22 protein-coding genes and 1 tRNA gene are annotated in these 23,904 nt (G+C 74.1%); 7 read left to right on the plus strand and 16 right to left on the minus strand.

Annotated elements, in window-relative coordinates:
• Positions 1 to 3 precede the first annotated feature (3 nt).
• On the plus strand, positions 4 to 981 hold the full coding sequence (locus CELF_RS18100) for a hypothetical protein (protein ID WP_013772713.1): 978 nt from the start codon (positions 4 to 6) through the stop codon (positions 979 to 981).
• Between the two features lie 11 nt (positions 982 to 992).
• Here the strand turns inward: CELF_RS18100 and CELF_RS18105 are convergent, their stop codons facing one another.
• Both CELF_RS18105 and CELF_RS18110 read right to left on the minus strand, forming a co-directional pair.
• Positions 993 to 1,481 carry an SRPBCC family protein gene (locus CELF_RS18105; RefSeq protein WP_013772714.1) on the minus strand — a complete coding sequence of 163 codons (489 nt, stop codon included), beginning with the start codon at positions 1,479 to 1,481 and terminating at the stop codon, positions 993 to 995.
• A complete protein-coding gene (locus CELF_RS18110; RefSeq protein ID WP_013772715.1) occupies positions 1,478 to 1,804 on the minus strand; it encodes an ArsR/SmtB family transcription factor in 327 nt (108 codons plus the stop codon). The genes CELF_RS18105 and CELF_RS18110 overlap by 4 nt, the downstream gene beginning before the upstream one ends.
• Before the next feature lie 127 nt (positions 1,805 to 1,931).
• Here CELF_RS18110 and CELF_RS18115 point away from each other — a divergent pair, with 127 nt between their 5' ends.
• From CELF_RS18115 to CELF_RS18130, 4 genes are read left to right on the plus strand one after another with little or no spacing between them, the layout of a single operon-like run.
• A complete protein-coding gene (locus tag CELF_RS18115; RefSeq protein ID WP_013772716.1) occupies positions 1,932 to 3,122 on the plus strand; it encodes a PP2C family protein-serine/threonine phosphatase in 1,191 nt (396 codons plus the stop codon).
• The gene (locus CELF_RS18120) at positions 3,119 to 5,056 is read left to right on the plus strand and encodes a glycosyltransferase family 2 protein (RefSeq protein ID WP_013772717.1); all 1,938 of its coding nucleotides are present in this window, start codon (positions 3,119 to 3,121) and stop codon (positions 5,054 to 5,056) included. Before CELF_RS18115 ends, CELF_RS18120 begins: the two co-directional genes overlap by 4 nt.
• Entirely contained in the window at positions 5,056 to 5,388 is a 333-nt protein-coding gene (locus tag CELF_RS18125; protein WP_013772718.1) for an STAS domain-containing protein, read from the plus strand. Before CELF_RS18120 ends, CELF_RS18125 begins: the two co-directional genes overlap by 1 nt.
• The gene (locus CELF_RS18130) at positions 5,378 to 5,782 is read left to right on the plus strand and encodes an ATP-binding protein (protein WP_013772719.1); all 405 of its coding nucleotides are present in this window, start codon (positions 5,378 to 5,380) and stop codon (positions 5,780 to 5,782) included. The genes CELF_RS18125 and CELF_RS18130 overlap by 11 nt, the downstream gene beginning before the upstream one ends.
• 36 nt (positions 5,783 to 5,818) lie before the next feature.
• Here CELF_RS18130 and CELF_RS18135 read toward each other — a convergent pair whose 3' ends face one another.
• The 8 genes from CELF_RS18135 to CELF_RS18170 form a co-directional block, all read right to left on the minus strand.
• Positions 5,819 to 7,237, minus strand: a complete 1,419-nt coding sequence (locus CELF_RS18135) for a DUF2252 domain-containing protein (RefSeq protein WP_013772720.1) — start codon at positions 7,235 to 7,237, stop codon at positions 5,819 to 5,821.
• Between the two features lie 65 nt (positions 7,238 to 7,302).
• Positions 7,303 to 8,880 (minus strand): methyl-accepting chemotaxis protein, encoded by a 1,578-nt coding sequence (locus CELF_RS18140; protein ID WP_013772721.1) that lies wholly within the window; start codon positions 8,878 to 8,880, stop codon positions 7,303 to 7,305.
• Positions 8,881 to 8,961: 81 nt separating this feature from the next.
• Positions 8,962 to 9,053: transfer RNA gene (locus CELF_RS18145), tRNA-Ser, on the minus strand.
• Between the two features lie 69 nt (positions 9,054 to 9,122).
• Positions 9,123 to 9,935: a hypothetical protein gene (locus CELF_RS21270; protein WP_013772722.1), complete on the minus strand. Its 813-nt coding sequence runs from the start codon at positions 9,933 to 9,935 to the stop codon at positions 9,123 to 9,125.
• Complete coding sequence (locus CELF_RS18155) at positions 9,932 to 10,543, minus strand: GTP-binding protein (protein ID WP_013772723.1); 612 nt, start codon at positions 10,541 to 10,543, stop codon at positions 9,932 to 9,934. Before CELF_RS18155 ends, CELF_RS21270 begins: the two co-directional genes overlap by 4 nt.
• Positions 10,524 to 10,901, minus strand: coding sequence for a DUF742 domain-containing protein (locus tag CELF_RS18160; RefSeq protein ID WP_013772724.1), 378 nt, complete (start codon positions 10,899 to 10,901; stop codon positions 10,524 to 10,526). Before CELF_RS18160 ends, CELF_RS18155 begins: the two co-directional genes overlap by 20 nt.
• Before the next feature lie 23 nt (positions 10,902 to 10,924).
• Complete coding sequence (locus tag CELF_RS18165; protein WP_013772725.1) at positions 10,925 to 11,374, minus strand: roadblock/LC7 domain-containing protein; 450 nt, start codon at positions 11,372 to 11,374, stop codon at positions 10,925 to 10,927.
• A gap of 85 nt (positions 11,375 to 11,459) precedes the next feature.
• Complete coding sequence (locus tag CELF_RS18170) at positions 11,460 to 16,151, minus strand: nitrate- and nitrite sensing domain-containing protein (RefSeq protein WP_013772726.1); 4,692 nt, start codon at positions 16,149 to 16,151, stop codon at positions 11,460 to 11,462.
• A gap of 223 nt (positions 16,152 to 16,374) precedes the next feature.
• Between CELF_RS18170 and CELF_RS18175 the strand changes: the two genes are divergently transcribed.
• Entirely contained in the window at positions 16,375 to 17,352 is a 978-nt protein-coding gene (locus CELF_RS18175) for an NAD(P)H-quinone oxidoreductase (protein WP_013772727.1), read from the plus strand.
• A 55-nt stretch (positions 17,353 to 17,407) separates the two neighbouring features.
• On the opposite strand, the gene CELF_RS18180 is transcribed toward CELF_RS18175, so the two are convergent.
• Positions 17,408 to 18,640, minus strand: a complete 1,233-nt coding sequence (locus CELF_RS18180; protein WP_013772728.1) for an AGE family epimerase/isomerase — start codon at positions 18,638 to 18,640, stop codon at positions 17,408 to 17,410.
• Positions 18,641 to 18,716: 76 nt separating this feature from the next.
• Here CELF_RS18180 and CELF_RS18185 point away from each other — a divergent pair, with 76 nt between their 5' ends.
• On the plus strand, positions 18,717 to 19,301 hold the full coding sequence (locus tag CELF_RS18185; protein WP_013772729.1) for a bacterial proteasome activator family protein: 585 nt from the start codon (positions 18,717 to 18,719) through the stop codon (positions 19,299 to 19,301).
• A 22-nt stretch (positions 19,302 to 19,323) separates the two neighbouring features.
• On the opposite strand, the gene CELF_RS18190 is transcribed toward CELF_RS18185, so the two are convergent.
• The 5 genes from CELF_RS18190 to CELF_RS18205 form a co-directional block, all read right to left on the minus strand.
• Complete coding sequence (locus tag CELF_RS18190; protein ID WP_013772730.1) at positions 19,324 to 20,199, minus strand: EamA family transporter; 876 nt, start codon at positions 20,197 to 20,199, stop codon at positions 19,324 to 19,326.
• 93 nt (positions 20,200 to 20,292) lie between these two features.
• Positions 20,293 to 21,234, minus strand: coding sequence for a carbohydrate ABC transporter permease (locus CELF_RS18195; RefSeq protein ID WP_013772731.1), 942 nt, complete (start codon positions 21,232 to 21,234; stop codon positions 20,293 to 20,295).
• Positions 21,231 to 22,220, minus strand: a complete 990-nt coding sequence (locus CELF_RS18200) for a carbohydrate ABC transporter permease (protein ID WP_013772732.1) — start codon at positions 22,218 to 22,220, stop codon at positions 21,231 to 21,233. Before CELF_RS18200 ends, CELF_RS18195 begins: the two co-directional genes overlap by 4 nt.
• 140 nt (positions 22,221 to 22,360) lie before the next feature.
• On the minus strand, positions 22,361 to 22,735 hold the full coding sequence (locus tag CELF_RS21475) for a hypothetical protein (protein WP_311836347.1): 375 nt from the start codon (positions 22,733 to 22,735) through the stop codon (positions 22,361 to 22,363).
• Positions 22,693 to 23,757: an ABC transporter substrate-binding protein gene (locus CELF_RS18205; RefSeq protein WP_311836348.1), complete on the minus strand. Its 1,065-nt coding sequence runs from the start codon at positions 23,755 to 23,757 to the stop codon at positions 22,693 to 22,695. The genes CELF_RS21475 and CELF_RS18205 overlap by 43 nt, the downstream gene beginning before the upstream one ends.
• Positions 23,758 to 23,904: the final 147 nt, after the last annotated feature.

A 23,904-nucleotide genomic window follows, 5' to 3' on the forward strand; every position in this document is an offset into this window, starting at 1 on the left:
CACGTGACCTTCGACGAGCTCGCCACGGACGGCGCGACCCGGTCACGCCCGCGGGTCCCGAGCGTCCCGTCGACGGCTGCACCCGGCACGGTCGCGGTCCCGCCGGGTCCGCCCTCGGCTCTGAGCGCGTGGCGGGTGCAGCACCTGCAACGCACGCTCGGGAACCGCTCGACCACGGCTCTGATCCGCGACGGCGGCACGGTCGCCGTGCAGCGGGCCAAGCCGAACCAGGGGGCACGGTCGGGGCAGGTCGTGCTGCCTGGACGCTCCAAGCGGCAGCGCCAGGCCGAGCAGGACGAGCTGGACCTGATGGAGCAGGCGAACGTCGACGCGGAGGCCCAGCACGACGAGGACGAGGCGGACCCGACCGTCAACCCGTTCGGCGTCCTCGCGGACGAGGAGGCCGAGGGCGCGGCCGCCGAGCAGCCGGGCGAGGCCGTCGACCAGCCGACCGCACCCGTCCAGCCCCCCGCACCCGTGCGGCCGACCCTCGCCGAGCTCCGCGCGGACACGAGCACGGCGGCACTGCGCAGTCGTCTCGAGCCGTACTACGGGGTGGAGAAGGCCGGGCACATGAGCCGGGTCCTGCGGATCGGCAAGACCCCGGTGTCCACCATCGAGGAGCTCGAGAGCGCTGCCGCCCGGAGCGCCCGTGACCTGGCGAACCGGAACGAGACCCCCGCACCGAGCTCGTCGCGCGGGGGTTCGCTCAACGTCCGCACGGGCAAGCCGGTCCCGGGGCTCACCAAGGGCAAGGGCGACGGGTTCCGGGCCGGCGTCGGTGCCGCGTGGCACGTGCACTACGACCACGTGAAGTACGGCAGCGACGCGGCGACCCGCGTCAACTTCCCCGGGCGGGACGTCGCGACGATCGAGGCGGCCGTCGCGGCGGCCCTGGCCCGCACCACGGATCGGACCGGCTACGAGGCCTGCCGGGTGTGGATGAACGCGAACCTCGGCACCGCGCTCCCCGTGGTGTAGGCCGGTCGACGTCAGCCCTCGGCGAGGATCGCGTCCGCCTGCCCGAGGGCGCCGGTCATGCCCTCGACCATGCCCATGGCGACGACCTCCTCCATCTGCTGGAGGCTGTCGAACCGGGTCGTGACCGTCATCCGGGTGCCGGCGTCGGTGCCGGTGAGGGTGACGCGGCCGTGGATGACGGGGCTGTCGGGCTGCGGGCTGCCGGTGTCGTCGGCGAAGCCGTCGTCGAACTCCAGGCCGTCGACGGGCGTGATGCTGACGAAGCGCCACCAGCCGTGCGCCTTCTCGCCCTCGGGGCCGGTCATGAAGTAGCGCGCCTCGCCGCCGGGGACGAAGTCGTGGTCGGTGAACGTGGCGGGCCACGTCGGCGGGCCCCACCACCGCTCGAGCTTGCGCGGGTCGGCCCACAGCTCCCACACCTTCTCGGGCGGGGCGGTGAACTCGTTGACGATCTCGAGCGTGAGGGCGCCCGGGTCCTTGCGGGTGTCGACGACGGTCATGTCGGGTCTCCTTCGTCCAGCAGGGCGTGCATGCGGTCGAGGCGTCCGCGCCAGACGTCCTCGTAGGCGTCGAGGAGGCGGGCCGCGGCCCGGACCGCCTCGACGTTGCCGCGCACGAGCCGTTCGCGGCCGTGCGTGTGCTTGGTGACGAGTGCGGCGCGTTCGAGCACCGCGACGTGCTTCTGGACGGCGGCGAAGGTCATGTCGTACCGCCGGGCCAGGGCGGACACCGACTCCTGCTCGTGCAGGACGCGCCGGACGATGTCGCGGCGTGTGCGGTCGGCCAGGGCGGCGAAGACCCGGTCGACGTGGTCGGCATCCATTCCTACAACCATGTGGTTGTACGTTACGCCGCTGCGGGTGAACTCGCAACGGTCGAGCCGGGGCGAACCGGACAGCGGTCGGCCGTCCAGGTGCGGGTCGTCGTCGCCCGTGGCTACCGTCGGTCGCATGGGGGTGGACACCGAGGACGCGCGGCTCGCGGCCCTGCACGGGCTCGACATGCTCGACACCCCGCCCGAGGAGCGCTTCGACCGCGTCGTGCGGCTCGCGCAGCAGCTCTTCGGCGTCCCCACCGCGTTCGTGTCGCTCGTCGACCGCGACCGGCTGTTCTACAAGGCCAAGGTCGGCCTGGAGCAGCAGGAGGCGCCGCGCGACACCTCGTTCTGCCGGCTCACCATCGAGCAGCCCGAGACGTTCGTCGTCGAGGACGCCACGCGCGACCCCCGGTTCGACACCAACCCGTGGGTCGTCGACGACCCGCGCCTGCGTTTCTACGCCGGGCACCCGCTCGTCGCCCCCGGCGGCCACCGCGTCGGGACCCTGTGCCTCATGGACGTGCAGCCCCGCGAGTTCGGCGCGCAGGACGCCGTGCTGCTGCGCGACCTCGCGTCGTGGGTCGAGCAGGAGCTCGTCGTCGACGACGACCTCCAGCGTGCCGCCCAGGTGCAGGCCGGCCTCCTGCCCCGCACCGTGCCCGTCGTCCCCGGGTACGACGTCGCGGGCGCGTGCCTGCCCGCGCGCGGCGTCGGTGGCGACTTCTTCGACTGGGCACCCACCGACGGCGGGCTCACGCTCACCCTCGCCGACGTCATGGGCAAGGGCGGCGGCGCCGCGATCATCGCCGCGACCGTGCGCGCCGTGCTGCGCGCCGCGTCCCGCCGCGGCACCGTCGCCGAGGCCGTCGCGACCGCCGAGGAGAGCCTCGCACTCGACCTGTCGGGCACGTCGATGTTCGCGACCGCGTTCCACGCCCACCTCGACGCACCGACCGGACGCGTGCACTACGTCGACGCCGGGCACGGCCTGTCCGTCGTCGTGCGCGCCGACGGCCGCACCACCCGCCTGGAGCCCGGCGGCGCACCCCTCGGCTTCGCCGCCGCGCTCGACCCCGACGCACCACCACCCGTCCGGGACGCCCCCCACGTCGACCTCGCCCCCGGCGACCTGCTCGTCGCGTTCAGCGACGGCGTGCTCGACGTGCTCGACGGCACGCTCGCCTCCGTCGACGAGGTCGCGCACCGCCTCACCGGGGCGAGCAGCGCGTCCGACGCCGTCGACCGGGTCCTCGCGCTCGCGCGCGGCGCCGCCGACCGCCCCGACGACCTCACCGTCGTCGCCGTCCACCGCGAGCAGCCGTGAGCCGCCTCCTGGTGCTGCGCGCCGTGGTCGCGCTCACCGTCCTGCTGGGGTTCAACTACGTCGTCTGGCGGTGGCTCGAGTCCGTCAACTGGTCGGCGTGGTGGATCGCCGTGCCGCTCGTCATCGCCGAGACGTACAGCTTCGTCGACGTCACCCTGTTCGGGGTGACGATGTGGCGCGCCAAGCCGCGACCCACCCCCGCCGCGCCCCCGACCGACCTCACCGTCGACGTGTTCGTCACCACCTACGACGAACCGCTCGACCTCGTGATGCGCACCGCCGTCGCCGCCCGGGACATCACCTACCCGCACCGCACCTGGGTCCTCGACGACGGCGCCCGCCCCGCGCTCGCCGCCGCCGCGCACGACGCCGGCGTCGGCTACCTCGTCCGCACCGACGACTGGCAGGACCGCCCCCGGCACGCCAAGGCGGGCAACCTGAACAACGCCCTGTTCCAGACGGACGGCGAGTTCCTCGTCGTGCTCGACGCCGACCAGATCCCCGACCCCGCGCTGCTCGACCGCACCCTCGGCCACTTCACCGACCCGCAGGTGGCGCTCGTGCAGACGCCGCAGTGGTTCACGAACGTCCCCGACGCCGACCCGCTCGGCAGCCAGGCGCCCCTGTTCTACGGGCCCATCCAGCAGGGCAAGGACGGCTGGAACGCCGCGTTCTTCTGCGGCTCCAACGCGATCCTGCGCCGCGACGCGCTCATGCAGCTCGGCCTCGTCGGGTACGTGCGCGCCACCGAGCAGGCCGTGCGCGACGCGCTGCGGACCTCCCGGTCGGTGCTCGCGCGCGCCCGCCGCAGGGCCGAGGACCCGCGCGTCGCCACCGCGCTCGACGAGGTCGCCGTCGCCGCGCGCACGTCGCTCTCCGAGCTGGACGCCGGGCAGCCCCTCGCCGACGTCACCTACGGCTTCCAGCGGCGCGTCGACGAGGTCTCCGCGGGCGTGGTCGACACCGACCTGGCCGCGATCCGCGCCGACCTCGACGCGCTCGGTGCGTGGCCCATCGACACCGACACCGAGCTCGGGACGCCCGTCGTCGACGACACCGCGCTCGGCCAGCTCGCCGACCGCGAGTTCTCCCCGGTGCACGCGCTCGCGTCGGTGCAGGCCCTCGTGCGCGCCGTCGACGTCGACCGGGCCGCCGAGGCGCAGCCCGTCATGCCCGTCGCGACCCTGTCCGTGACCGAGGACATGGCGACCGCGATGCGGCTGCACGCGCTCGGCTGGCGGACCGTCTACCACCACGAGGTGCTCGCGCACGGCCTCGCGCCCGAGGACCTCGGCACGATGATCACGCAGCGCCTGCGGTGGGCGCAGGGCACCATGCAGGTCTTCCTGCAGGAGAACCCGCTCACGGTCCGCGGCCTGCGCGTCGGCCAGCGGCTCATGTACTTCGCGACGATGTGGAGCTACCTGTCGGGGTTCACGGCCGTCGTGTACCTCGCCGCGCCCGTCATCTTCCTGTGCTTCGGCGTCCTGCCCGTCACCGCCTGGACCTGGGACTTCTTCGCGCGGTTCCTGCCGTTCCAGATCGCGAGCCAGGTGCTGTTCCTCGTCGCCGCGCGCGGCCTGCGCACCTGGCGCGGGCAGCAGTACAGCCTCGCCCTGTTCCCCGTGTGGATCGAGGCGACCTGGACCGCCGCCGCCAACGTCTGGTTCGGACGACCCCTCGGGTTCGCCGTCACCCCGAAGGTGCGGCAGGACGGCGGCGGGTCGTGGCGGCTCGTCGTGCCGCAGCTCACCGCGATGGCGGTGCTCGTCGTCGCCGCCGTCGTCGGCATCGTCCGGTGGGGGCTCGGCTACGCCCCGTGGGTCGGCACGTCCGTCAACCTGCTGTGGGTGGCGTACGACCTCGTCGTGCTCAGCGTGATCGTGCAGGCGCTCCGGTACCGCGGGTACGCGGGCGCGGAGAGGATGGACTGATGGAGATCGAGACCGACCTGCGACCCGACGCCGCCGTGCTGCGCCCCACCGGGCGCCTCACCATGGCCACGGCGACCGAGCTGCGCACGCGCGTCGACGAGACCGTCGCGGCCGGGCACAAGGTCGTCGTGCTGGACCTCGCGGACACCACGTTCATGGACTCCTCCGGCCTCGGCGCCCTCGTCGGCGGGCTGCGCGCCACGCGCGAGGTCGGCGGCGACCTGCGCATCGCCCGGCCCGGCCCGCAGATCCTCACCGTCCTGCAGCTCACGACGATGGACCGCGTCCTGCGCCCCTACGACACCGTCGAGGACGCCCTGCGTGGCTCCTGACGCGCGCGTCGAGACGGATCTGGACGGCCCCGACGACGTGGCCGTCCTCGAGCGCGTCCACGACGCGCTCGCCACGCTGTGGCGCTCCGCGGGGGACGTCGCCGAGACCGACCGCATCGCGCTCGAGACCGCGGTCGTCGAGGTCGCCGGCAACGTCGTGCGGCACGGGGACCACCGCGCGGGCCGGCACCTGCTGCTGCGTGCCGGCGACCACGGTCTCGTCGCCGAGATCACCCAGCCCGGCCCGCCGCCGCACGTCGACCTCGACGCGGTCATGCCGGGTGCGGACGCCGAGTCGGGGCGCGGCCTGGCCCTGACGCGGATGCTCGTCGACCTCACGTACACCGAGCGCGACGGCGCGGGGATCTGGACGCTGGTCCGCCCGCGCGCCTGAGCACCGCCCCGGCTGCGTCGCGCGCGGGCGAGCGGGTCAGACGCCCGTCGTCGCCGGCAGCCGCCCGTCGTCGACCGCCGTCACCAGCGCCCCGTGGTCGGCCTCCGTGACGTCCGCGTACGCCGCCGCGAAGTCCGCGAGCGCCTCGTCCGCGACCGTCCCGGCACCCAGGTACGCGCCGACGGCGATCGCGTCCCCCGACCGTGCGTGCGCCCGCGCGAGCGTCCACGCGCACAGCCGCGCGTACGCCGCCAGCCCCTCGGGCCGGGCAGCTGCGAGGTCCACGCCGCCCTTCCAGTCCCGCAGCTGACGCACGTAGTAGTCCCGCGCGACCCCGTCGAGCCCGGCGGAGCGCTGCCAGCCGAGCATCACGTCGCTCACCGCCTGCATGAGCCGCTGCCCCTCGACGACGCGGCGGCCGTCGTGCTCGTGACGGCCGCCCACGTGCGCCGCGAGGACCGACGGCTGCGCCTCCTTCGCCTGCAGCACGAGCGCGTCGTCGGCGTCCACGCCCTGCAGCAGCACGACGAACGCGCGCGTGCCGACGCTGCCCACGCCCACGACCTTGCGCGCCACGTCCACGACCCGGTACCGCTCCGCCAGCCGGCGCCGGTCGGGCGCGAGCGACGCCCGGTAGTCGACCAGCAGGTCCGCCATGCCGTGACGGAACGTCGCCGCGCGGCTCGCGGGAAGCACGTCCTCCAGGGTCGCGACCAGCGGGGGGTCGGGGACGAAGCGCCGCTCGCCGTCGACCACGGTCGTGAGCCGTGCCAGGGCCTGCAGGTGGTCGCGACGGCGGGCCTTCTCGACCGCCTGCTGCGTGCGCCGAGCCGTCCGCGTGTCCGCAGCGGCCAGCGCGACCACGTCCTCGACGTCCGCCCGCGCGTACCAGACCGCGAGCGCCGGCTGCTGCGCGAAGCCGCGCACGGCCTCCCGGTAGGCGCGCGCCGCGTCGCGCACCAGCGTCCGCCGGCGGCGACGGCCGACGTCCACCGCGCGCGCCGCGAGCTCCAGGCTCGCGAGCAGCCGCTGCACGTCCCACTCGAACGGGCCGGGGTGCGTCTCGTCGAAGTCGTTCAGGTCGAAGACGAGCCGGCGCTCCGGCGAGCCGTAGGTGCCGAAGTTCGCGACGTGCGCGTCGCCGCACAGCTGGACGGTCAGCCCCGTGCTGCCCGCCGCCCCGAGGTCGGCCGCCATGACCACCGCCGAGCCGCGGTAGAAGGCGAAGGCCGACTCCGCCATGCGCCCGTACCGCAGCGGCACGAGGTCCGGCAGGCGGGTCGTCGCCTGCGCCTCGAGCAGGTCCAGCGGGTCCGGACGGCCGTCGCGACCCGCGACCTCGGCGAGCGACGAGCGCGGCCGTCGGCGGCGTGCGGCGCGCCCGGCCTCCTCCCGCTGCTCCCGCTGCGCGGACGCGCGCCGCCGTGGCACGTCCGTCGCGGTCTCGTCGAGCACGTCCGGACGCTAGCGCCGCGCCGCACCGCTCCTCCTCGCCCGTGGCGGGTAGACGGCGGCGGGCGTCAGGCGCGCAAGGACTCCGCGGACTCGTGCAGCCGGCGGGCCGTGACCTCGAGCTCCTGCGTCGCCGTCCGCAGCGTGCCGATCCCGTCGGCCGCGCGCGCCTGCGCCTCGCCGACGACCCGCAGGTTCTCCGCGATCCCCCGGCCGCCCGCGGCCGCCTCGCTCACCGCCGAGGCCATCGCCGACGTCGTCGCAGTCTGCTCCTCGACGGCACCCGCGATCGTCGTCTGGAAGTCGTTGATCTTCCCCACGACGTCGTGGATCTGCTCGATCTCCCGCGTCGCGAGCGCGACCGCCGACTGGATCGCGTCGACCCGGTTCCCGATGTCGCTCGTCGCACGGCTCGTCTCGGCCGCGAGCTCCTTGACCTCGCCCGCGACGACCGAGAACCCCTTGCCGGCCTCGCCCGCGCGCGCCGCCTCGATCGTCGCGTTGAGCGCGAGCAGGTTCGTCTGCTCCGCGATCGACGTGATGACCTTGACGACGCTGCCGATCTCCGCGGACGACTCGCCGAGCTGCGCGACCGTGCGGGACGTGCGCGCCGCGATCTGCACGGCCTCCGCCGCGACCGCGGCCGCCTCGCTCGCGTTGCGGGCGATCTCCAGGATCGACGCACCCATCTGGTGCGCGCCCGTGGCGACGGTGTCGATGCTCGTCGCGACGTCGCCCGCGCTCGTCTCCACGACCGACGTGAGCCGCGACGAGTCGTCCGCGGCGCCCGTCAGGACGTCGCTCGTCCCCACCAGCGCCCGGACGGAGTCCTGCACGTCGACCGCCGCCCGCGTCACCTGCTCCGCAGCGGACGCGGTGCGGTCCAGGGTGTCGTTGAGCGCCGCCGCGAGGCCGTCGAGCTCCTTGCCCCGGCCCGAGCCGAGCCGCACGTGCGCGTCACCGGACCGCAGGGCGCTCGTCGCGTCGCCGATGGGCCGCACGATCGAGCGCGCCACCGCGAGGCTCACGAGCACCAGCAGGACGAGCACGACCGCGCCCGTGCCGACCACGCCGCGCGCGTCCGACACCGCCGCGGCCCGCACGTCGTCGAGGTAGATCCCCGACCCGACCACCCAGCCCCAGGGCGCGTACCCGGCGACGTAGGAGATCTTCGGCTGCGGCGCGTCCGCACCCGGCTTCGGCCACTGGTAGGCGACGAACCCGGCACCGTCGGCCTCGACGACGTCCACCATCTCGACGAACAGGTGCTTGCCGTCCGGGTCCGTGTTCTGCGTGAGGTCCGTGCCGTCGAGCTCGGGCTTGATCGGGTGCATGAGCATCGTCGGGTGCATGTCGTTGACCCAGAAGTACTCCTCGCCCGAGTAACGCAGCGTCCGCAGCTCGTCGAGAGCCGCCGCCTGGGCGGCGTCCTGCGACATGCTCCCGTCCTGCGCGAGCTGCCCGTAGCGCTCGACGACGCCCAGCGCCGTCTGCACGACGGCCCGCGTCGCGTTCTGCCGCTCCTCGACGATCCGGCGTTCGATCCCGCCGACCGCGACGGCGACGAGCGCCACCAGGCCGGCGGCGGTCAGCAGCGCGAGGGCGAGCAGGCGGGTACGGATGCCGAGGGCGGCAAGACGGGACACGGGTCCTCCGGGTGCGACGGGGGCGTGGACATCCCGTCGACCGCCGCACCCGCGATGTGAGCACTCCCCGCGGGTGAAGGGCGGAGGGCGTGGGATTCGAACCCACGAGGACGGGGGTGTCCCGCCCCAACGGTTTTCAAGACCGTCTCTTTCGGCCGCTCAGACAGCCCTCCCGGAGCCGCCCGGACGCGGCGTCGCGACGCCCATGCGCTCGGCGACGAGTCTCCCACAGCGCCACGCCGTCAGACCGCGCGCTCCCACCAGCGGTCGGGCCACCCCGGGCTCACCACGTCCAGCCCGAGCAGCACGGCGATCTGCGCGAGCTGCACGTCGTAGGTCGCGACCGTGCCGACCTCCGCGTGCGCCACGGCCGCTCCCACGTGCAGCGCCACGAACGACGGCAGGACGTTCGCGACCGCCGCGGCCGCGTGCAGCGACTGGTCGGAGAACCGCAGCACCTCGACCCGGTCCCCGACGTCGTGGGCGACGCCGTGCGCGCGGACCCCACGGGGACGTGCGACCCGGCGCAGCTCACTCACCCCGAGGAACGTCGTGACGAGCCGGTCCTCGTGCTCGCGCGCCCACGCGAGCCACGCCTGCCGGCACGGCGCCCCGTCCAAGTACCGCGAGAGCGCGGACCCGTCGGCGTAGACCCGCGGCCGCACGCGACGGCCGTCCGGGCCGAACGCGGGTTCCGCGGCGTCCCACGGCGTCCGACGCCCGGTCGCGGGCACCCGACGCGGCGCGGGGACCTCGACCACCGCGGCCGGGGCCGTCGCCGGGAGCTCCCCCTCGACGGACGGCCCGGTCGCGGGGACGGGCTCGTCGTCGACCGGCCCGGTCGCGGGGACGGGCTCGTCGTCGACCGGCCCGGTCGCGGGGACGGGCTCGTCGTCGACCGGCCCGCGCGGCTGCGGCAGCACGGCGACGAGGGCGGCGGGCACGTCGCCGTCGTCGTCCGCGGCGGCAGTCGGCTCGACGGCCCCGGGTCCCGGGACGCCGACGGCCGGCACCCCCGAAGGGGCCCGGCCGTCGACGACTGCGGGTGTGCTCACCGGCTGCGCAGACGCTCCATGGCGAGCTGCACGAGCGAGATGAGCGCCTGCTTGGTGGCCGCGCGGGACCGGGCGTCGGTGTAGAGCACCGGGACGTGGGCCGGGATCGCGAGCGCCTCGCGGACGTCGTCGAGCTGGTGCTTGGCGACGCCGTCGAAGCAGTTGACACCCACGACGAACGGGATGCCACGGCTCTCGAAGTAGTCGACCGCCGGGAAGCACTGGTCGAGACGGTCGGTGTCGACAAGCACGACGGCACCGATCGCGCCGCGCACCAGGTCGTCCCACATGAAGAGGAAGCGGTCCTGGCCCGGCGTGCCGAACAGGTACAGCCACAGCTGGCCCGGCAGCGCGATGCGGCCGAAGTCCATGGCGACGGTCGTGGTGGTCTTGCGGTCCGACACGCCACCGGCGTCGTCGACGCCGACGGAGTGCTCGGTCATCGCGGCCTCGGTGTTGAGGGGCTCGATGTCCGAGATGGACCCGATGAAGGTCGTCTTGCCGACGGCGAAGCCGCCCGCCACGACGATCTTGACGACGGTGGGTGCGACAGACCCCGCGGTCCCCGCCGGAGCGGCGACGGCGGCGTCAGAGGGCGGAAATGCCATTGAGACACTCAATCAGCACGCTCAGGGACAGGGCGGGGGACTCACCGGTGTTGACCTCGACCGGCTGAGAGGTGTGCACGCGCACGTACTGCTGGTCGGAGAGGTCGGACACGAGGATCCGGACCACGCCGAGCGGGAGGTGGAGCAGAGCCGACAGCTCCGCGACCGAGATGTAGTTGTGCGCCGCGTGCTGCAGGATCGCCCGCTTCTCGGGCGGGAGCCCTGCGCTCGTCACAGCACCCGGCATCACCTCGACCAGCGCCTCGAGAGGCAGGTCGGAGCGCGCCGAGCGCACGCGGCCGCCGGTGACGGCGTAGGGCCGCACCGTCCTGGCCTCGTACTCGATGTGCTCACTCATCTTCGAGCGGTCTCCGTCCGTTCTCAGGCCACCGGGGCGCGGGTCGCGCCGTCGACGGGGAGCTGCCCGCGCATCTCGGAGATGAGCTGCGGGGTGAGGGTCGCCTCGGTCCGCGAGACGAGCATCGCCATCTCGTAGCCGATGAGCCCGACGTCGCAGCTCGACTCCGCGACGACGGCGAGGACCGAGCCGTTGGAGACGCTCATGAGGAAGAGGAAGAGGCTGTCCATCTCGATGATGGCCTGCCGCACCTCCCCCGCACGGAGCTGGCGCGACGCGCCACGGGTCAGGCTCGACATGCCGGAGACGATCGCCGCGAGCTGGTCGCCGCTGGTGCGGTCGAGCTGCTCGGACATCGCCATGAGCAGACCGTCCGCCGACACCACGAGCGTGTGGCGAGTGCCGGGCACGGTCCGGACGAAGTTGTCCAGGAGCCAGCCGAAGTTGGCTGCCTCGGTGCTGAGCGCGGTCACACTTCCTCCTTGCTGGTGCAGTCGGTGACGACTGCTGGGTGAGACGTCACCTGGGCGGGGACGGCTGATGTGGGTTCGATGGCCGTCATTGGGCCTGGCCGTTCTGACCGGACGGGCCGTCCGCGGCACGGCGGCCGCGACTGGTCCCGGACTGGAAGCTCGACAGGCGCGAGCGGAGCTGGTCCGCGTCACGCTGCACGGGCTTGCCCTCATCCGCGGCCGGGACGGCCGACGGCACAGCGGAAGGAACACGACGGGTCAGCGTCTCGCTGGACGTGCCCATCGAGGCCGGACGGTAGGCCGAGAGCTGGCTCAGCTCCGACAGCGCCTGCTCCTGGATGTCCGACCGCATGGCCAGCATCGCGGCGACCTCGTCGTCCAGCGTCCCGATGCGGGGCGCGACGGACGGCGGGAGCGTCGGGTGCGGGACCGTGGCGGCGGGAGCCGCCGCGGCGGGCGGACGCGGGGCCCACTCCGGCGGTGCCCAGCCGGCCGCGGGACGCGGCTCGGGCGGGGCGGCCGGGACGGGCGCGGGCGCCGGCGTCGGGGCGGACGGGGCCGACCACGTGGACGCTGCCCACGCCGGTGCGGCGGGCGCGGCCTGCGGCTCGTTGTTCCAGGCGGACGAGCGGACGGGCTGCTCGACGGCCTCAGCGTGCGCGACCGGCGTCGGGCCGGACAGCGGCTCGCCGTCCTCGCCCTTCTTGCGCCCGAACAGACCCCAGCGACGCTTGGGCTTGTCCTGCTCGTCCGGACGCACGACCTCGGCGAAGCCGCCACCGGGGGTGGTCGCGGCGACCGGTGCCGGCGCCCAGGCGGGGCTGGGCTGCTGCGTCGGGGCGGGCTGCGCGGAGTCGACGGGGGCGAACGGCTGCGCCGGACGCTCCTGCTGCGGCTCCTGCCACGCGGGCTGCTCGGCGGCCGGCGGCTGCCAGGGCGTCTGCTCCGCGACGGGAGCCTGCCACGCCGGCTGCTCCTCGGCGACGGGCGGCTGCCACGGCGTCTGCTCCGCGACCGGGGCCTGCCACGCCGGCTGCTCCTCGGCGACGGGCGGCTGCCACGGCGTCTGCTCCGCGACCGGGGCCTGCCACGCGGGCTGCTCCTCGACGGCGGGAGCCTGCCACGCCGCCGTGGGCGCAGCCGCGGCCTGCCACGGAGCGGGCTCCGGCTCCTCCGGGGCGAGCTGCACGGGGGCGGGCTCGGGCTCGACCTGCGCGACCGGCTCGGCTGCGGGCTCGGCGTCCTGCCATGCGGGTGCCTGCCACGTCGGCGGCTCCCACGTCGGCGTCTCCCACGAGGGGGTCGGCCACGCGTCGTCGGACTCGGGGGCCGACGTCTCGGGCGCGGCGGCAGAGGCCTCGGGCACGACCGGGATCGCACCGGTGTGCCAGGCACGGGCCTCGTCGAGAGCCTTCTCGAACGGCACCTCGGCCTGCGCGGCCTGACGCGCCGCCCAGCCGGAGTAGCCGCTGTAGGAGGTGAAGCCCTGCATGCGCGACGTCCACACGGGCGTCTCGGCGGCAGGCGCCTGCTCGGTGGCGGCGGGTGCCTCGGGGGCGGCCTCGGCGGGCGCGGACCACGCCGCGGGCTCCGCGACACGGCTCCGCGTCGGCAGCGGGGCGGCGGCCTCCTCGGCCTGCCACGCCTCGTGCGCGGGGGCGTCGGCGGCATGCGTCGGGGCCCAGCTCTCGGCCTCGGGGGCCGGGGTCGGCGCCCACGCGGGCTCGGCCTCGGCGACGGGCGTCGGCGCCCAGGCGGGCTCCGCGTCGGCGGGCGTCGGCGACCAGGCCGGCTCGGCCTCGGCGGCGAACGTCGGGGCCCAGGCGGGCTCCGCGTCAGCAGCAGGCGTCGGCGACCACGCCGGCTCGGCGTCGGCAGCAGGCGTCGGCGACCAGGCGGGCTCCGCGTCGGCGGCAGGCGTCGGGGCCCAGGCAGGCTCGGCGTCGGCGGCAGGCGTCGGCGACCAGGCCGGCTCCGCATCCGCCGCGGGCGTCGGCGACCACGCCGGCTCGGCGTCGGCCGCAGGCGTCGGGGCCCAGGCGGGCTCCGCGTCAGCAGCAGGCGTCGGCGACCAGGCGGGCTCCGCGTCAGCAGCAGGCGTCGGCGACCATGCCGGCTCCGCCTCGGCAGCGGGCGTCGGGGCCCACGCGGGCTCCGCATCCGCCGCAGGCGTCGGCGACCACGCGGGCTCGACCTCGGCCGCAGGCTGGGCCTCCTCGCGAGCAGGCTCGGTCGGACGCCAGGCCTCCTCCTCGGAGTCCTCCACCAGGCCCGGGACCACGACCGGCTCCGGGCCGGCGGAGTGCGCACCGCCGAGGGCCATCCACGGCGCGCGCACCGGGTCGGCCGGGCGCTGCGGGGCGTCGTCGTCGGCGAGGCCGGGGATCTCGATGCCGGACGCGGGGGTGCCGGTGACGATCTCGCCGCGGCCACGGAAGCCGGAGAACAGGCCGGCACGCGCGGACGGCGACGCCGGGGCCGCGGGGGCGGCCGGCTGCTCGGGCTCGGGAGCGGCCCAGGCGGACGTGCCGGCGCGCTGGCGGCTCGGCAGGCCGGAGCCCAGCGGCGTCGTGGCGATGGTCGGGGGCGTCCACTCGGTGCCCGCCGAGCCGAGGTCGGCGCTGAGGTTGCCGGAGGGCACCTCGGGCAGGACGATCTTGTCCTCGTCGAACGTCTTCGCGGAGCGCGTCGGCAGCTGGCCGCCGCCACGGACCGGCAGGGAGCCGGGTGCGACCTCCTGCTCGCCGGTGTCGTCACCGCGCTTGCGACGCGGCAGGCCGAGGCCCGTCTGGCCGTCGGTCAGTGCGGCGAGGTCGACCTCGCGGACGACCGGCGCGGCGTCGGCCGCGGGGGCCGGTGCCGCGGCCGGCAGCTGGGCCGCGGCCGGTGCGGACGGCGCGCCGTACAGCGACGTCTCGGTCGCGGCGAACAGCGTCGACGGGAACCGGACGATGGTCTCCGTGCCGGTGCCGTGCGAGCTCTTGTGCAGCTTGACCTCGGCGCCGAGGCGCTGGGCGATGCGGCCGACGACGAAGAGGCCGAGGCGCTGGGCGCCCAGGGCGTCGCTCGCGGAGACCGACACGATCTTCGCGTTCGCGGCCGCGATCTCGGCGTCCGTCATGCCGAGGCCGTGGTCGAGGATGCGGACGTACACGTACTGGCCCGAGACGCCGGTGGTGACCGTGACGGGCGTCTCCGGCTCGGAGAAGATCGTCGCGTTCTCGAGGAGCTCGGCGAGCATGTGCGCGGCGCCGAGGGCGTTGAACCCGAGCATGTGCGGGTCGACCTGCAGGTCGAGCTCGACGCGGTCGTACTGCTCGATCTCGGAGGACGCGGTCCGGATCACGTCGGACAGCGGCATCGCGTCGCGCAGGCGACGGCCCGAGTCGATGCCGGCGAGCACGAGGAGGGACTCCGCGTTCCGGCGCATACGGGTGGCGAGGTGGTCGAGGCGGAACAGGTTCGCCAGGGTCGACGGGTCCTCCTCCGCACGCTCGAGGGAGTCGATGAACGACAGCTGCCGGTTCAGCAGGACCTGGTCGCGGCGGGCGACGTTGACGAACATCTCCGCGATCGAGCCACGCAGGGCGGCCTGCTCCTGGGCGACCTGGACGGTCGTGGCGTTCACGGAGTTGAACGCCTCGGCGAGCGCGCCGACCTCGTCACGCGTCGTCACGGGGATGGGCTCGAGCACGATCTCGGGGCCCTCACCGGGGACGGCCACCTGCTCGACCAGCTTCGGGAGCTGCTCGCGGACCTCGGACGCCGCGGCCGTCAGGCGCCGCAGCGGCGTGACGATGCCTCGGGCGATGACGAGGGCGAACATGAGGGACAGGCCGGCGGCGACGAGCGCGATGGCGATCGTGTAGATCGCGCGGGTCTCGGCGTTCGTGGCGGCCGCGTCGGCGATCTCGGCGGCGCGCTCGAGGACGGCGTCGTTGACGGCACCCAGCGAGGTCAGCTGCTGGGTCACCTCACCGACGTACGCCTCCTGGTTCACCTGGGCGATACCGCCCGCGTTTCCCTGCTGCAGCCAGGACCGCATGGCGGTGAAGGACGAGGAGGGGTCGCGGTTCGGCATCGTGATGCCCTGCTCGCCGAGCCGCTCGACGGAGGCGCGGGCACGGGCACGGGCGATCTCGGTGGTGGCCGCGGTGTTCGCGTAGGCACGGGCGGCGGCGACCTGCGCGTTGACGGCGCGCATGAGGCGCTGGCCGTCGAGCATCTCGGTGACGAGGCTGTCCGCGGTCGCGCCGACGTCGCGGTAGGCGGTCACGTAGGACGCGAGCTCGCGGTCGTCGAGCGCGTTGGCGACCTGCTCGACGAGGTCGATCTGCCCGTCGATGATCTGCTCGTAGCTGTTGCCGACCTGGCCGCGCTCACCCTTGCCGTCCACGAGGCGTCGCACCTGCGGGAGCAGCGTGTTGTGGGTGAGCTGGACCTCCTGGAACTGCTCGACGACGGGCTGCGGGAACTCGTCGAGGTCGAGCTCGCGCGTGAGCGGCTTGACCTTCGCGAGCAGCGAGTCCGTCTCGTCGCGCGCGGCGACCAGCGGGTCGCCCGTCACGCCGTTGACGGACAGCGTGCGCTCCGTCTGGATCGCGCTCGCGAGCGGCGCGTACGCCTGGAGCGCGAGGACCGCACCCTCGGCGGCGCGCACGCGCTGCGCCTCGCGGATGGCGTCGTACGAGATGAACGCCCCGGCACCGAACAGGACGAGCATGGGCACGGCGAGGACAGCCATCACCTTGGCGCGGATGCCAAGCCGTCGCAGCATGTCGTTCCTTTCCTCCACCCGACACGGGTGTTGCCACCGGGGGGCGTGCCGGCCCTGCGTCCCAAGAACCCCACGAGGGGTCCACCGCCGTCATCGGCTCCTGGACACCGGACCATTAGCCCGCGGCAGAGTTTGCCACGGACCTCACCCGATGGGATACGGCGGGTGGGGACCAGGTGCGCACCCTACCGGGCCGCGTCGGGACGGCCGCTAAGGTGCGCAGATGAGGGCAGTCGTGGTCGACGGGCCAGGTCCCGCGGAGGTGCTGCGGGTCGAGGACGTCCCGGAGCCCACACCGGGGCCCGGGGACGTCCTGGTGCAGGTCAGCGCGGCAGGGGTCAACCGGGCCGACGTCCTCCAGAGGGAGGGCCACTACCCCCCGCCGCCGGGTGCACCGGCGTGGCCCGGGCTCGAGGTGTCGGGCACCGTCGTGGCCGTCGGCGACGACGCGGTCGACCGGTGGGGCGTCGGCGACCGTGTCGCTGCTCTCCTCGCGGGTGGAGGTTACGCCGAACGGGTGACGGTCCGGGCCGACCTGTGCCTGCCCGTGCCGGACGACCTGCCCCTCGTCGACGCGGCCGCGCTGCCCGAGGCGGTCGCCACCGTGTGGTCCAACCTGCGCGCCGCGCACCTCGCCCCCGGGGAGACGCTGCTGGTGCACGGCGGCTCCGGCGGCGTCGGGTCGGTGGCCGTCCAGGTGGCCCGCGCGCTCGGCACCCGGGTGCTGGCGACCGCGGGCGGGCCCGACCGCGTGCGGCGGGTCGCGGACCTCGGCGCCGACGTCGTGCTGGACCACCGCGAGGACGACCTCGTCGGGAGGGTCCGGGCGGCGACCGACCACCGGGGCGTCGACGTGGTGCTCGACGTGCTCGGCGGCCGCGCGCTGCCCGACAACCTGCGGCTGCTCGCCGACGGGGGGCGGCTCGTCGTCATCGGCCTGCAGCAGGGCCGCCGCGCCGAGCTCGACCTCGGGCTGCTGCTCGCCCGGCGGGCGTCCGTCGTGGGGACGACCCTGCGTTCGCGGCCGCACGCGCAGAAGGCCGCGATCGTCGACGGCGTCGCGCGGCACGTGTGGCCGATGCTCACCGACGGGCGGCTGCGCCCGGTCGTGCACGAGCGCGTCCCGCTCGACGAGGCGGCGCGGGCGCACCGGATGCTGGAGGCCGGCGAGGTCTTCGGGAAGGTCCTGCTCGTCCCCTGACCCTGGCCCCGCGCGGCGAGCCCCGGCCGCGGCGGACCGTCCCGGGGCCGCCGGATCAGTCCAGCAGGCCTGCGGCGAGCGCCGGGACGATGACCGGTGCGAGCGGCAGCCGCGGCACGAGCGTGGCCTGCACCGCGTGGTAGAGGTCGGCCTTGCCGGCCCACACCGTCCGGGACACCGTGTTGTCGGTCCCCAGCTCGTGCCACCAGGAGCCGCCCTCGCGGTCCAGGTGGTGCGCGCCGACGTACTCCCACCACAGCGTGTACAGGTCGTCGAAGCGCTGCTCCCCCGTGGCGGCGTGCAGCGTCGCGGCCGCGGCGACCGCCTCGGCGGCGACCCAGTGCATGCGCTCGCGCACCACGGGACGGCCCGACCAGTCGACCGTGTAGACGAACCCGGGGGCGCCGTCGACGTCCCAGCCCTCGCGCACGCCGGCGTCGAACAGCGCGACGGCGTCGTCGAGCATCCACGCCGGGGCGACGTCGCCGCGTGCCGTGATCGCGGCACGCGCGTGCAGGGTGAGCCGCGCCCACTCGAACCAGTGGCCGATCGTCGCGCCGTAGGGGCGGAAGGGGTGCGCGGGGGTGTCGACGTTGTACTCGAGGTCGGCGGTCCACGCAGAGTCGAAGTGCTCGGGGATGCGCCAGGAGTTGCCGCGCGCGAAGCCGTGCACGACGCGCTCGACGATCCGCACGGCGCGGTCCAGCCAGACGCGGTGCCCGGTGACGTCGGCGGCCGCGAGGTACGCCTCGACGGTGTGCATGTTGGCGTTGACGCCGCGGTACGCGTCGAGGTCCGTGAACGTGCGGTCCCACTGCTCGACGGCCATGCCGGCCGCGTCGTCCCAGAAGCGCTGCTCGGACACCGCGAGGGCCTCGTCGAGCAGCTCGCGCGCCCCGGGCCGGCCCGCCGCGGTCGCGCTGGACGCGGCGAGCACGACGAACGCGTGCGGGTAGGCGGCCTTGTCGGTGTCGCGCGGCGTGCCGTCGCGCTCGACCTCGGCGAACCAGCCGCCGTGCTCGTCGTCGTGGAAGACGCCGCGCAGCGCCGCGAGCCCGTGGTCGACGAGCGCGGCGGAGCCCGGGCGGCCGAGCAGGTGGCCGATGGCGTACACGTGCGTCATGCGGCACGCGATCCACAGCTCGAGCGGGCCGTCGACGGGCCGGCCCTCGTCGTCCTGCCGGGCGAAGCCGCCGCCGGGGAGCGCCGACGCCCTCCCGAAGTCCAGCAACCGGTCGGTCTCACCCTCGAGCCACCGGGCGTGCGCGGGCGTCGTCAGCCAGGACATGCGCACACCCTACCGACGCGCACGGGTGCGCCGGGCCGTGCTGGCCGGGCCGGGACGGGCGGGACACAATGCCCGGATGAGCGACAGCGACGCACGTCAGGACGAGCCGCAGGAGCAGGCCGAGGGCGGGACGGGGCCGCGGGTGGTGGTCGTGCCGGCGCCCGGCGCCGGTCGTGGCCCCGAGGCGGGTGCCGAGGAGGAGCGCGAGGACGTCACCGACCTGGTGGGCGAGCCCGCGAAGGTCATGCGGATCGGCACGATGATCAAGCAGCTGCTCGACGAGGTGCGCAGCGCCCCGCTCGACGACGTGGCCCGCGCCCGGCTCGCGGAGGTGCACGAGCGCTCGCTCAAGGAGCTCGAGGACGGCCTGTCGCCGGAGCTCGTCGCGGAGCTGCACCGGATCACGCTGCCGTTCGTCGACGAGCAGACGCCGTCGGACGCGGAGCTGCGGATCGCGCAGGCGCAGCTGGTCGGGTGGCTCGAGGGCCTGTTCCACGGCATCCAGACCGCACTCGTCGCACAGCAGATGGCGGCGCAAGCGCAGCTGTCGCAGATGCGGCGCGCGCTGCCCCCGGGGCGCGGTCCCGCGGTCGCGACGCCGCCCGGGTTCACGCTCGGGCACCCGGAGGAGGAGGACGGGGGCACGGGCCAGTACCTCTGACGCGCGCCGCGGGGGCCGGCGGTCACGCCGGGGGCGGCGCCTCGTCGGCCACGTCGTGGTCGGTCGCCGACAGCGCGATCGCACCCGAGACGAGGAGCAGCCCCACGAGCTCCGCCGGGTGCGGGACCTGACGCAGCACGACGGCACCGACGACGGCCGCGGTCGCGGGCAGCAGCGCGAGCAGGACGGCGAACGTCGCGGGCCTGACCCGGCGCAGGACGACCTGCTCGAGCGCGTAGGGCACGACCGAGGACAGCACGGCGACGCCGACGACCAGCAGCGCGAGCCTCGCGTCGGTGACGGCGGGCGCGGCGTCGGCGACGAAGAACGGGGCGAGGACCAGCGCGCCCGCGGTCATCGCGACGGACAGGCCGGTGACCCCGCCCGTCTCGGCGGTCGCGACCCGGCGCCCGAGCAGGATGTACCCGGCCCAGCAGGCCGCGGACACCCCGATCGCGACGAGGCCGACGACCGCGTCGCCGCCCGGCACCGCGCCCGAGCCGAGCGTCACCCCGGCCAGCAGCACCACGCCCAGCGCGGCGACCCCGATCGCGGCACGGTCGCGCCATCCCCGCCCGGTGACGGCCGCCACCGCGACCGGCCCGACGAACTCGAGCGCGACCGCGGTGCCGAGCGGCAGGTGCTGGATCGCGACGTAGAACGCGACGTTCATGAGACCGAGCACGACGCCGAACAGCACGGTCGTCACGACGGACCGGCGCGTCCACCGGTCACGCTCGCGCCACGGTCGCCGCCACACCAGCAGGACGACCGCGGCGACCGCGAGCCGCAGCCACGCGACGACCGCCGCGGGCAGCTCGTCGAACAGCCCCACCGCGATCGCGGCGCCGAGGTACTGGGTCAGCCCCGACAGGACGAACAGCAGGGGCGCGGGCACCCGCCCACCTTCTCACCCGGCCCCCGCCGCTCACCGCGCAGCACTGCGGCCCGCACCCTCGACGGGGTGCGGGCCGCGGTGCTGCTGCGGCGGTCAGCCCTTCACGGCACCGCCGAGCAGGCCACGCACGAAGTACCGCTGCAGCGCGAGGAACACGACCAGCGGCACGACCATCGCGACGAACGCGCCCGCCGACAGCAGGTGCCACTGCGACCCGCGCGTGCCCGCGAGCTCGGCGACCCGGACGGTCAGCGGGGCGACGTCCGTCGTCCCGCCCGCGAACACGAGCGCGACGAGCAGGTCGTTCCACACCCACAGGAACTGGAAGATCGCGAACGACGCGATCGCGGGCGTGAGCAGCGGCAGCAGCACGCGGAAGAAGATCTTCACGTGCCCGGCGCCGTCGACGCGTGCGGCCTCGACGAGCGACGCCGGGATGTCCTTCATGAAGTTGTGCAGCAGGTAGATCGCGAGCGGCAGCGCGAAGATCGAGTGCGACAGCCACACCACCCAGTAGGACCCCGCGAGCCCCCAGTCGACGTACTGCGACAGCAGCGGGATGAGGGTCACCTGGATGGGCACGACCTGCAGCGCGAAGACGGCGACGAACAGCAGGTTGCGGCCCTTGAACTCGATCCACGCGAACGCGTACGCCGCGAGCAGCGCGAGCGAGATCGGGATGACGACGGCGGGCAGCGTGATGACGACCGAGTTGACGAAGAAGGTCGACAGGCTCGTCGAGGAGCCGAACAGCGCCTCCTGGTAGTTGTCGAACGTCAGCTCGGGGTTCCACGGCAGCGTCCACCAGCCCGTGGTCCGGATCTCGGCACGGGGCCGGAACGACGTGACGAACAGCCCGAACGTCGGGACGGTCCACAGGATCGCCAGCACGATCGCGATGCCCGACGCCCAGGGCGAGCTGATCTTGCCCTTGACGGCCAGCGCGCGCCGGTCGGCCCGGGACAGCTTGCTCGGCACCTTGCGGGTGTCGCCCTCGTCCTCCGAGACGAGCGTGGTGGGAGGGATGACGGTCATCGGATCTCCTCCGCGAGCCGCAGCTGCCGGACGTTGTAGACGACGATCGGGATGACGAGCACGAAGAGCAGCACCGCGAGCGCGGCGCCCAGGCCCTGCTGCTGGGCCCGGAAGCTCTGCGTGTAGAACTCGTACGCCACGACCGAGGTGTTGAAGTTGCCGCCCGTCATGGTCCGGACGATGTCGAAGACCTTGAGCGTCGCCATGGCGATCGTGGTGAGCACGACGACGAGCGCGGGCCGGATGCTCGGCACCGTGATGTAGCGGAACATGCCGACGCCGTGCAGGCCGTCGAGCCGCGCCGCCTCGACGATGTCGTCGGGGATCGCCTTGATCGCGGCGGACAGGACGGTCATCGCGAACCCGGCCTGGATCCACACCATGACCGCGATGAGGAACAACGTGTTCGCGGGCTGGTCGAGCAGGAACTGCTGGGGTGGCAGCCCGAGCCACACGAGGATCTGGTTGGCGAGGCCGATCTGCTGGATCTGCCCCTGGTCCGGGCGGTACTCGTAGACGAACTTCCAGATGATCGACGCGCCGACGAGCGAGATCGCCATCGGCAGGAAGATCAGCGTCTTGGCGAACGACTCGAACCGGGACCGGTCGACGAGGACCGCGTAGACGAGCCCGATGAACGTCGCGAGCAGCGGCACGAGCACGACCCACAGCAGCGTGTTGCGCAGGACGATCTGGAACTGGTCCTCCGTGAACGCGCGGACGTAGTTGTCCACGCCGACGAACTCGCGCCCCTTGTTGTCGTAGAACGACGCCCGGACGGTGCGCAGGCCCGGGTACAGCAGGCCGAAGACGAGGAACAGCACGGTCGGCCCGAGGAAGCCGAGGACGACTGCCCACACGGGCAGCCGCTTGATCTTGTCGATCCCGAAGAGGATCAGGCCCATGACGGCGACGAACAGGAGGATCGCGACGAGCATCAGCGCGAGCTTCTCCGGCGTCGTGTCCGGGTGGAGCAGCCAGTCCATGAGTCACCCTTCCTCGCCGTCGAGGCCGGCGTGGAGCACGAGGGGGCGCGCGGGCGCGCGGGGCGTCGGGGCGGCCGGGACGACGACGTGGTGGGAACCGCTGACGGCTCCCACCACGTCGCCTCAGTCCGGTCGCCGCGTCACGAGGCGGGCCAGGCCGCCTCGATGTTGTCGAGCGTCTCCTCGTCGGACTGGTCCTCCGCGATCCACGCCACCATCTGCTTCCAGAAGGCGTCCGCACCCACGGCACCCGGCATGAGGTCGGAGCCGTCGAAGCGGAAGGTGTACGCGTCGTCCGTCATGAGCTCGAACGCGAGCTTGTCGACGGGCTGCACGATGAGCTCGGGGTCGAGCCCGTTGTTCGCGCTGAACCAGCCACCCTGCGGGGTGGCCTCGGCCTTGGCGTTCGCCCACTCCGGCGACGCGAGGTAGGCGCGGAACGCCTCGACCTCGGGACGGTCGGAGAAGCCGGTCACGAACTCGCCACCGCCGAGGATCGGCTTGGTGTCGTCCATGCTCGGCAGGTAGAACCTGCGTACACGCCCTGGTCGGTCGGCTCCTCCTGGACCGTCACGCCCTCGTCCCAGTTGGCCGCGTAGAAGTTGGCCGCCCGGTGCATGAGGCACGAGCCGTCGAGGATGCCGTAGCCGGCCTCGGTCCACGGGGCCGTCGCGATGGACGTCACGTCGCCCAGGCCGCCGTTGACGTAGTCGGGGTTCTTGAGGATCTCGCCCGTGGCCTGCAGCGCCGCGAGGATCTGCGGGTCGTTGAACGGGATCTCGTGCTTGTACCACTGGTCGTACACGTCGGCGCCGGCCGTGCGCAGCACCATGTCCTCGAGCCAGTCGGTGGCCGGCCAGCCGGTCGCGTCACCGGACTCGATGCCGGCGCACCACGGCTTCACGCTGCCGTCCGGGTAGTCCTCGACGACCTTGTCCGACAGGGCGACGAGGTCGTCCCACGTCTCCGGGATCTCGTAGCCGTACTCCTCGAAGAACTGCGGCGAGTACCAGACGAACGACTTGGCGTTCGCGCCGAGCGGCGACGCGTAGAGCGTGTCGTCGACCGTGCCGTACCCGGCCCAGTCTTCCGAGAAGTACTCGGCGACGTTGTCGATGACGCCCTGCGGGGCCGGGACGACCACGTCGGGGTAGTCGGCGACGAGCGACGCGAGGAAGCCCGGCTGCGGCACGTAGGCGATGTCCGGCGGGTTGCCGGCCTCCAGGCGGACGGGGAGCTGTGCCTCGAACTCCCGCGACCCCTCGTACACGATCTCGGCGCCCGTGCACTCCTCGAACGGGACGTAGGAGTCGCGCTGCTGCTGCGCCTCCGGGTCCACGATCGACGTGTAGACGCTGATCTGCTTGCCCGACAGGTCGCCGTACTCCTCGAAGGCCGCACAGTCGACGGTGGGCTCGTCATCACCCCCGCCGCCCCCGTTGTCGTCGCCCCCGTCGGAGCAGGCCGTGAGCACCAGAGCCAGGCTCGCACCCGCTGCCGCCGCCGCCGCGTAGCCGCGGCGCTTCCGCATGTTCATGAGACCTCCACGTCGTCATGTCTGCCGGAGGCACGACCTACCCCTGTCGCGCCCTCCACTGCGATGCAAGCCGTTGCGCAACGCGACCGCAACTCTCGGAGGGGGACAAGTCGGTCACGATTGCGCAACGAAGCGCCGACACGCCGG

The sequence above is a fragment of the Cellulomonas fimi ATCC 484 genome, assembly GCF_000212695.1.
Lineage (GTDB): Bacteria > Actinomycetota > Actinomycetes > Actinomycetales > Cellulomonadaceae > Cellulomonas > Cellulomonas fimi.

Bases quoted from the DNA above. Each gene is read 5' to 3' on its own strand.
- CELF_RS18105 (WP_013772714.1), bottom strand. From the start codon at position 1,481: ATGACCGTCGTCGACACCCGCAAGGACCCGGGCGCCCTCACGCTCGAG.
- CELF_RS18110 (WP_013772715.1), bottom strand. From the start codon at position 1,804: ATGGATGCCGACCACGTCGACCGGGTCTTCGCCGCCCTGGCCGACCGC.
- CELF_RS18115 (WP_013772716.1), top strand. From the start codon at position 1,932: ATGGGGGTGGACACCGAGGACGCGCGGCTCGCGGCCCTGCACGGGCTC.
- CELF_RS18125 (WP_013772718.1), top strand. From the start codon at position 5,056: ATGGAGATCGAGACCGACCTGCGACCCGACGCCGCCGTGCTGCGCCCC.
- CELF_RS18155 (WP_013772723.1), bottom strand. From the start codon at position 10,543: ATGGCATTTCCGCCCTCTGACGCCGCCGTCGCCGCTCCGGCGGGGACC.
- CELF_RS18160 (WP_013772724.1), bottom strand. From the start codon at position 10,901: ATGAGTGAGCACATCGAGTACGAGGCCAGGACGGTGCGGCCCTACGCC.
- CELF_RS18170 (WP_013772726.1), bottom strand. From the start codon at position 16,151: ATGCTGCGACGGCTTGGCATCCGCGCCAAGGTGATGGCTGTCCTCGCC.
- CELF_RS18175 (WP_013772727.1), top strand. From the start codon at position 16,375: ATGAGGGCAGTCGTGGTCGACGGGCCAGGTCCCGCGGAGGTGCTGCGG.
- CELF_RS18180 (WP_013772728.1), bottom strand. From the start codon at position 18,640: ATGTCCTGGCTGACGACGCCCGCGCACGCCCGGTGGCTCGAGGGTGAG.
- CELF_RS18185 (WP_013772729.1), top strand. From the start codon at position 18,717: ATGAGCGACAGCGACGCACGTCAGGACGAGCCGCAGGAGCAGGCCGAG.
- CELF_RS18195 (WP_013772731.1), bottom strand. From the start codon at position 21,234: ATGACCGTCATCCCTCCCACCACGCTCGTCTCGGAGGACGAGGGCGAC.
- CELF_RS18200 (WP_013772732.1), bottom strand. From the start codon at position 22,220: ATGGACTGGCTGCTCCACCCGGACACGACGCCGGAGAAGCTCGCGCTG.
- CELF_RS21475 (WP_311836347.1), bottom strand. From the start codon at position 22,735: ATGGACGACACCAAGCCGATCCTCGGCGGTGGCGAGTTCGTGACCGGC.
- CELF_RS18205 (WP_311836348.1), bottom strand. From the start codon at position 23,757: ATGAACATGCGGAAGCGCCGCGGCTACGCGGCGGCGGCGGCAGCGGGT.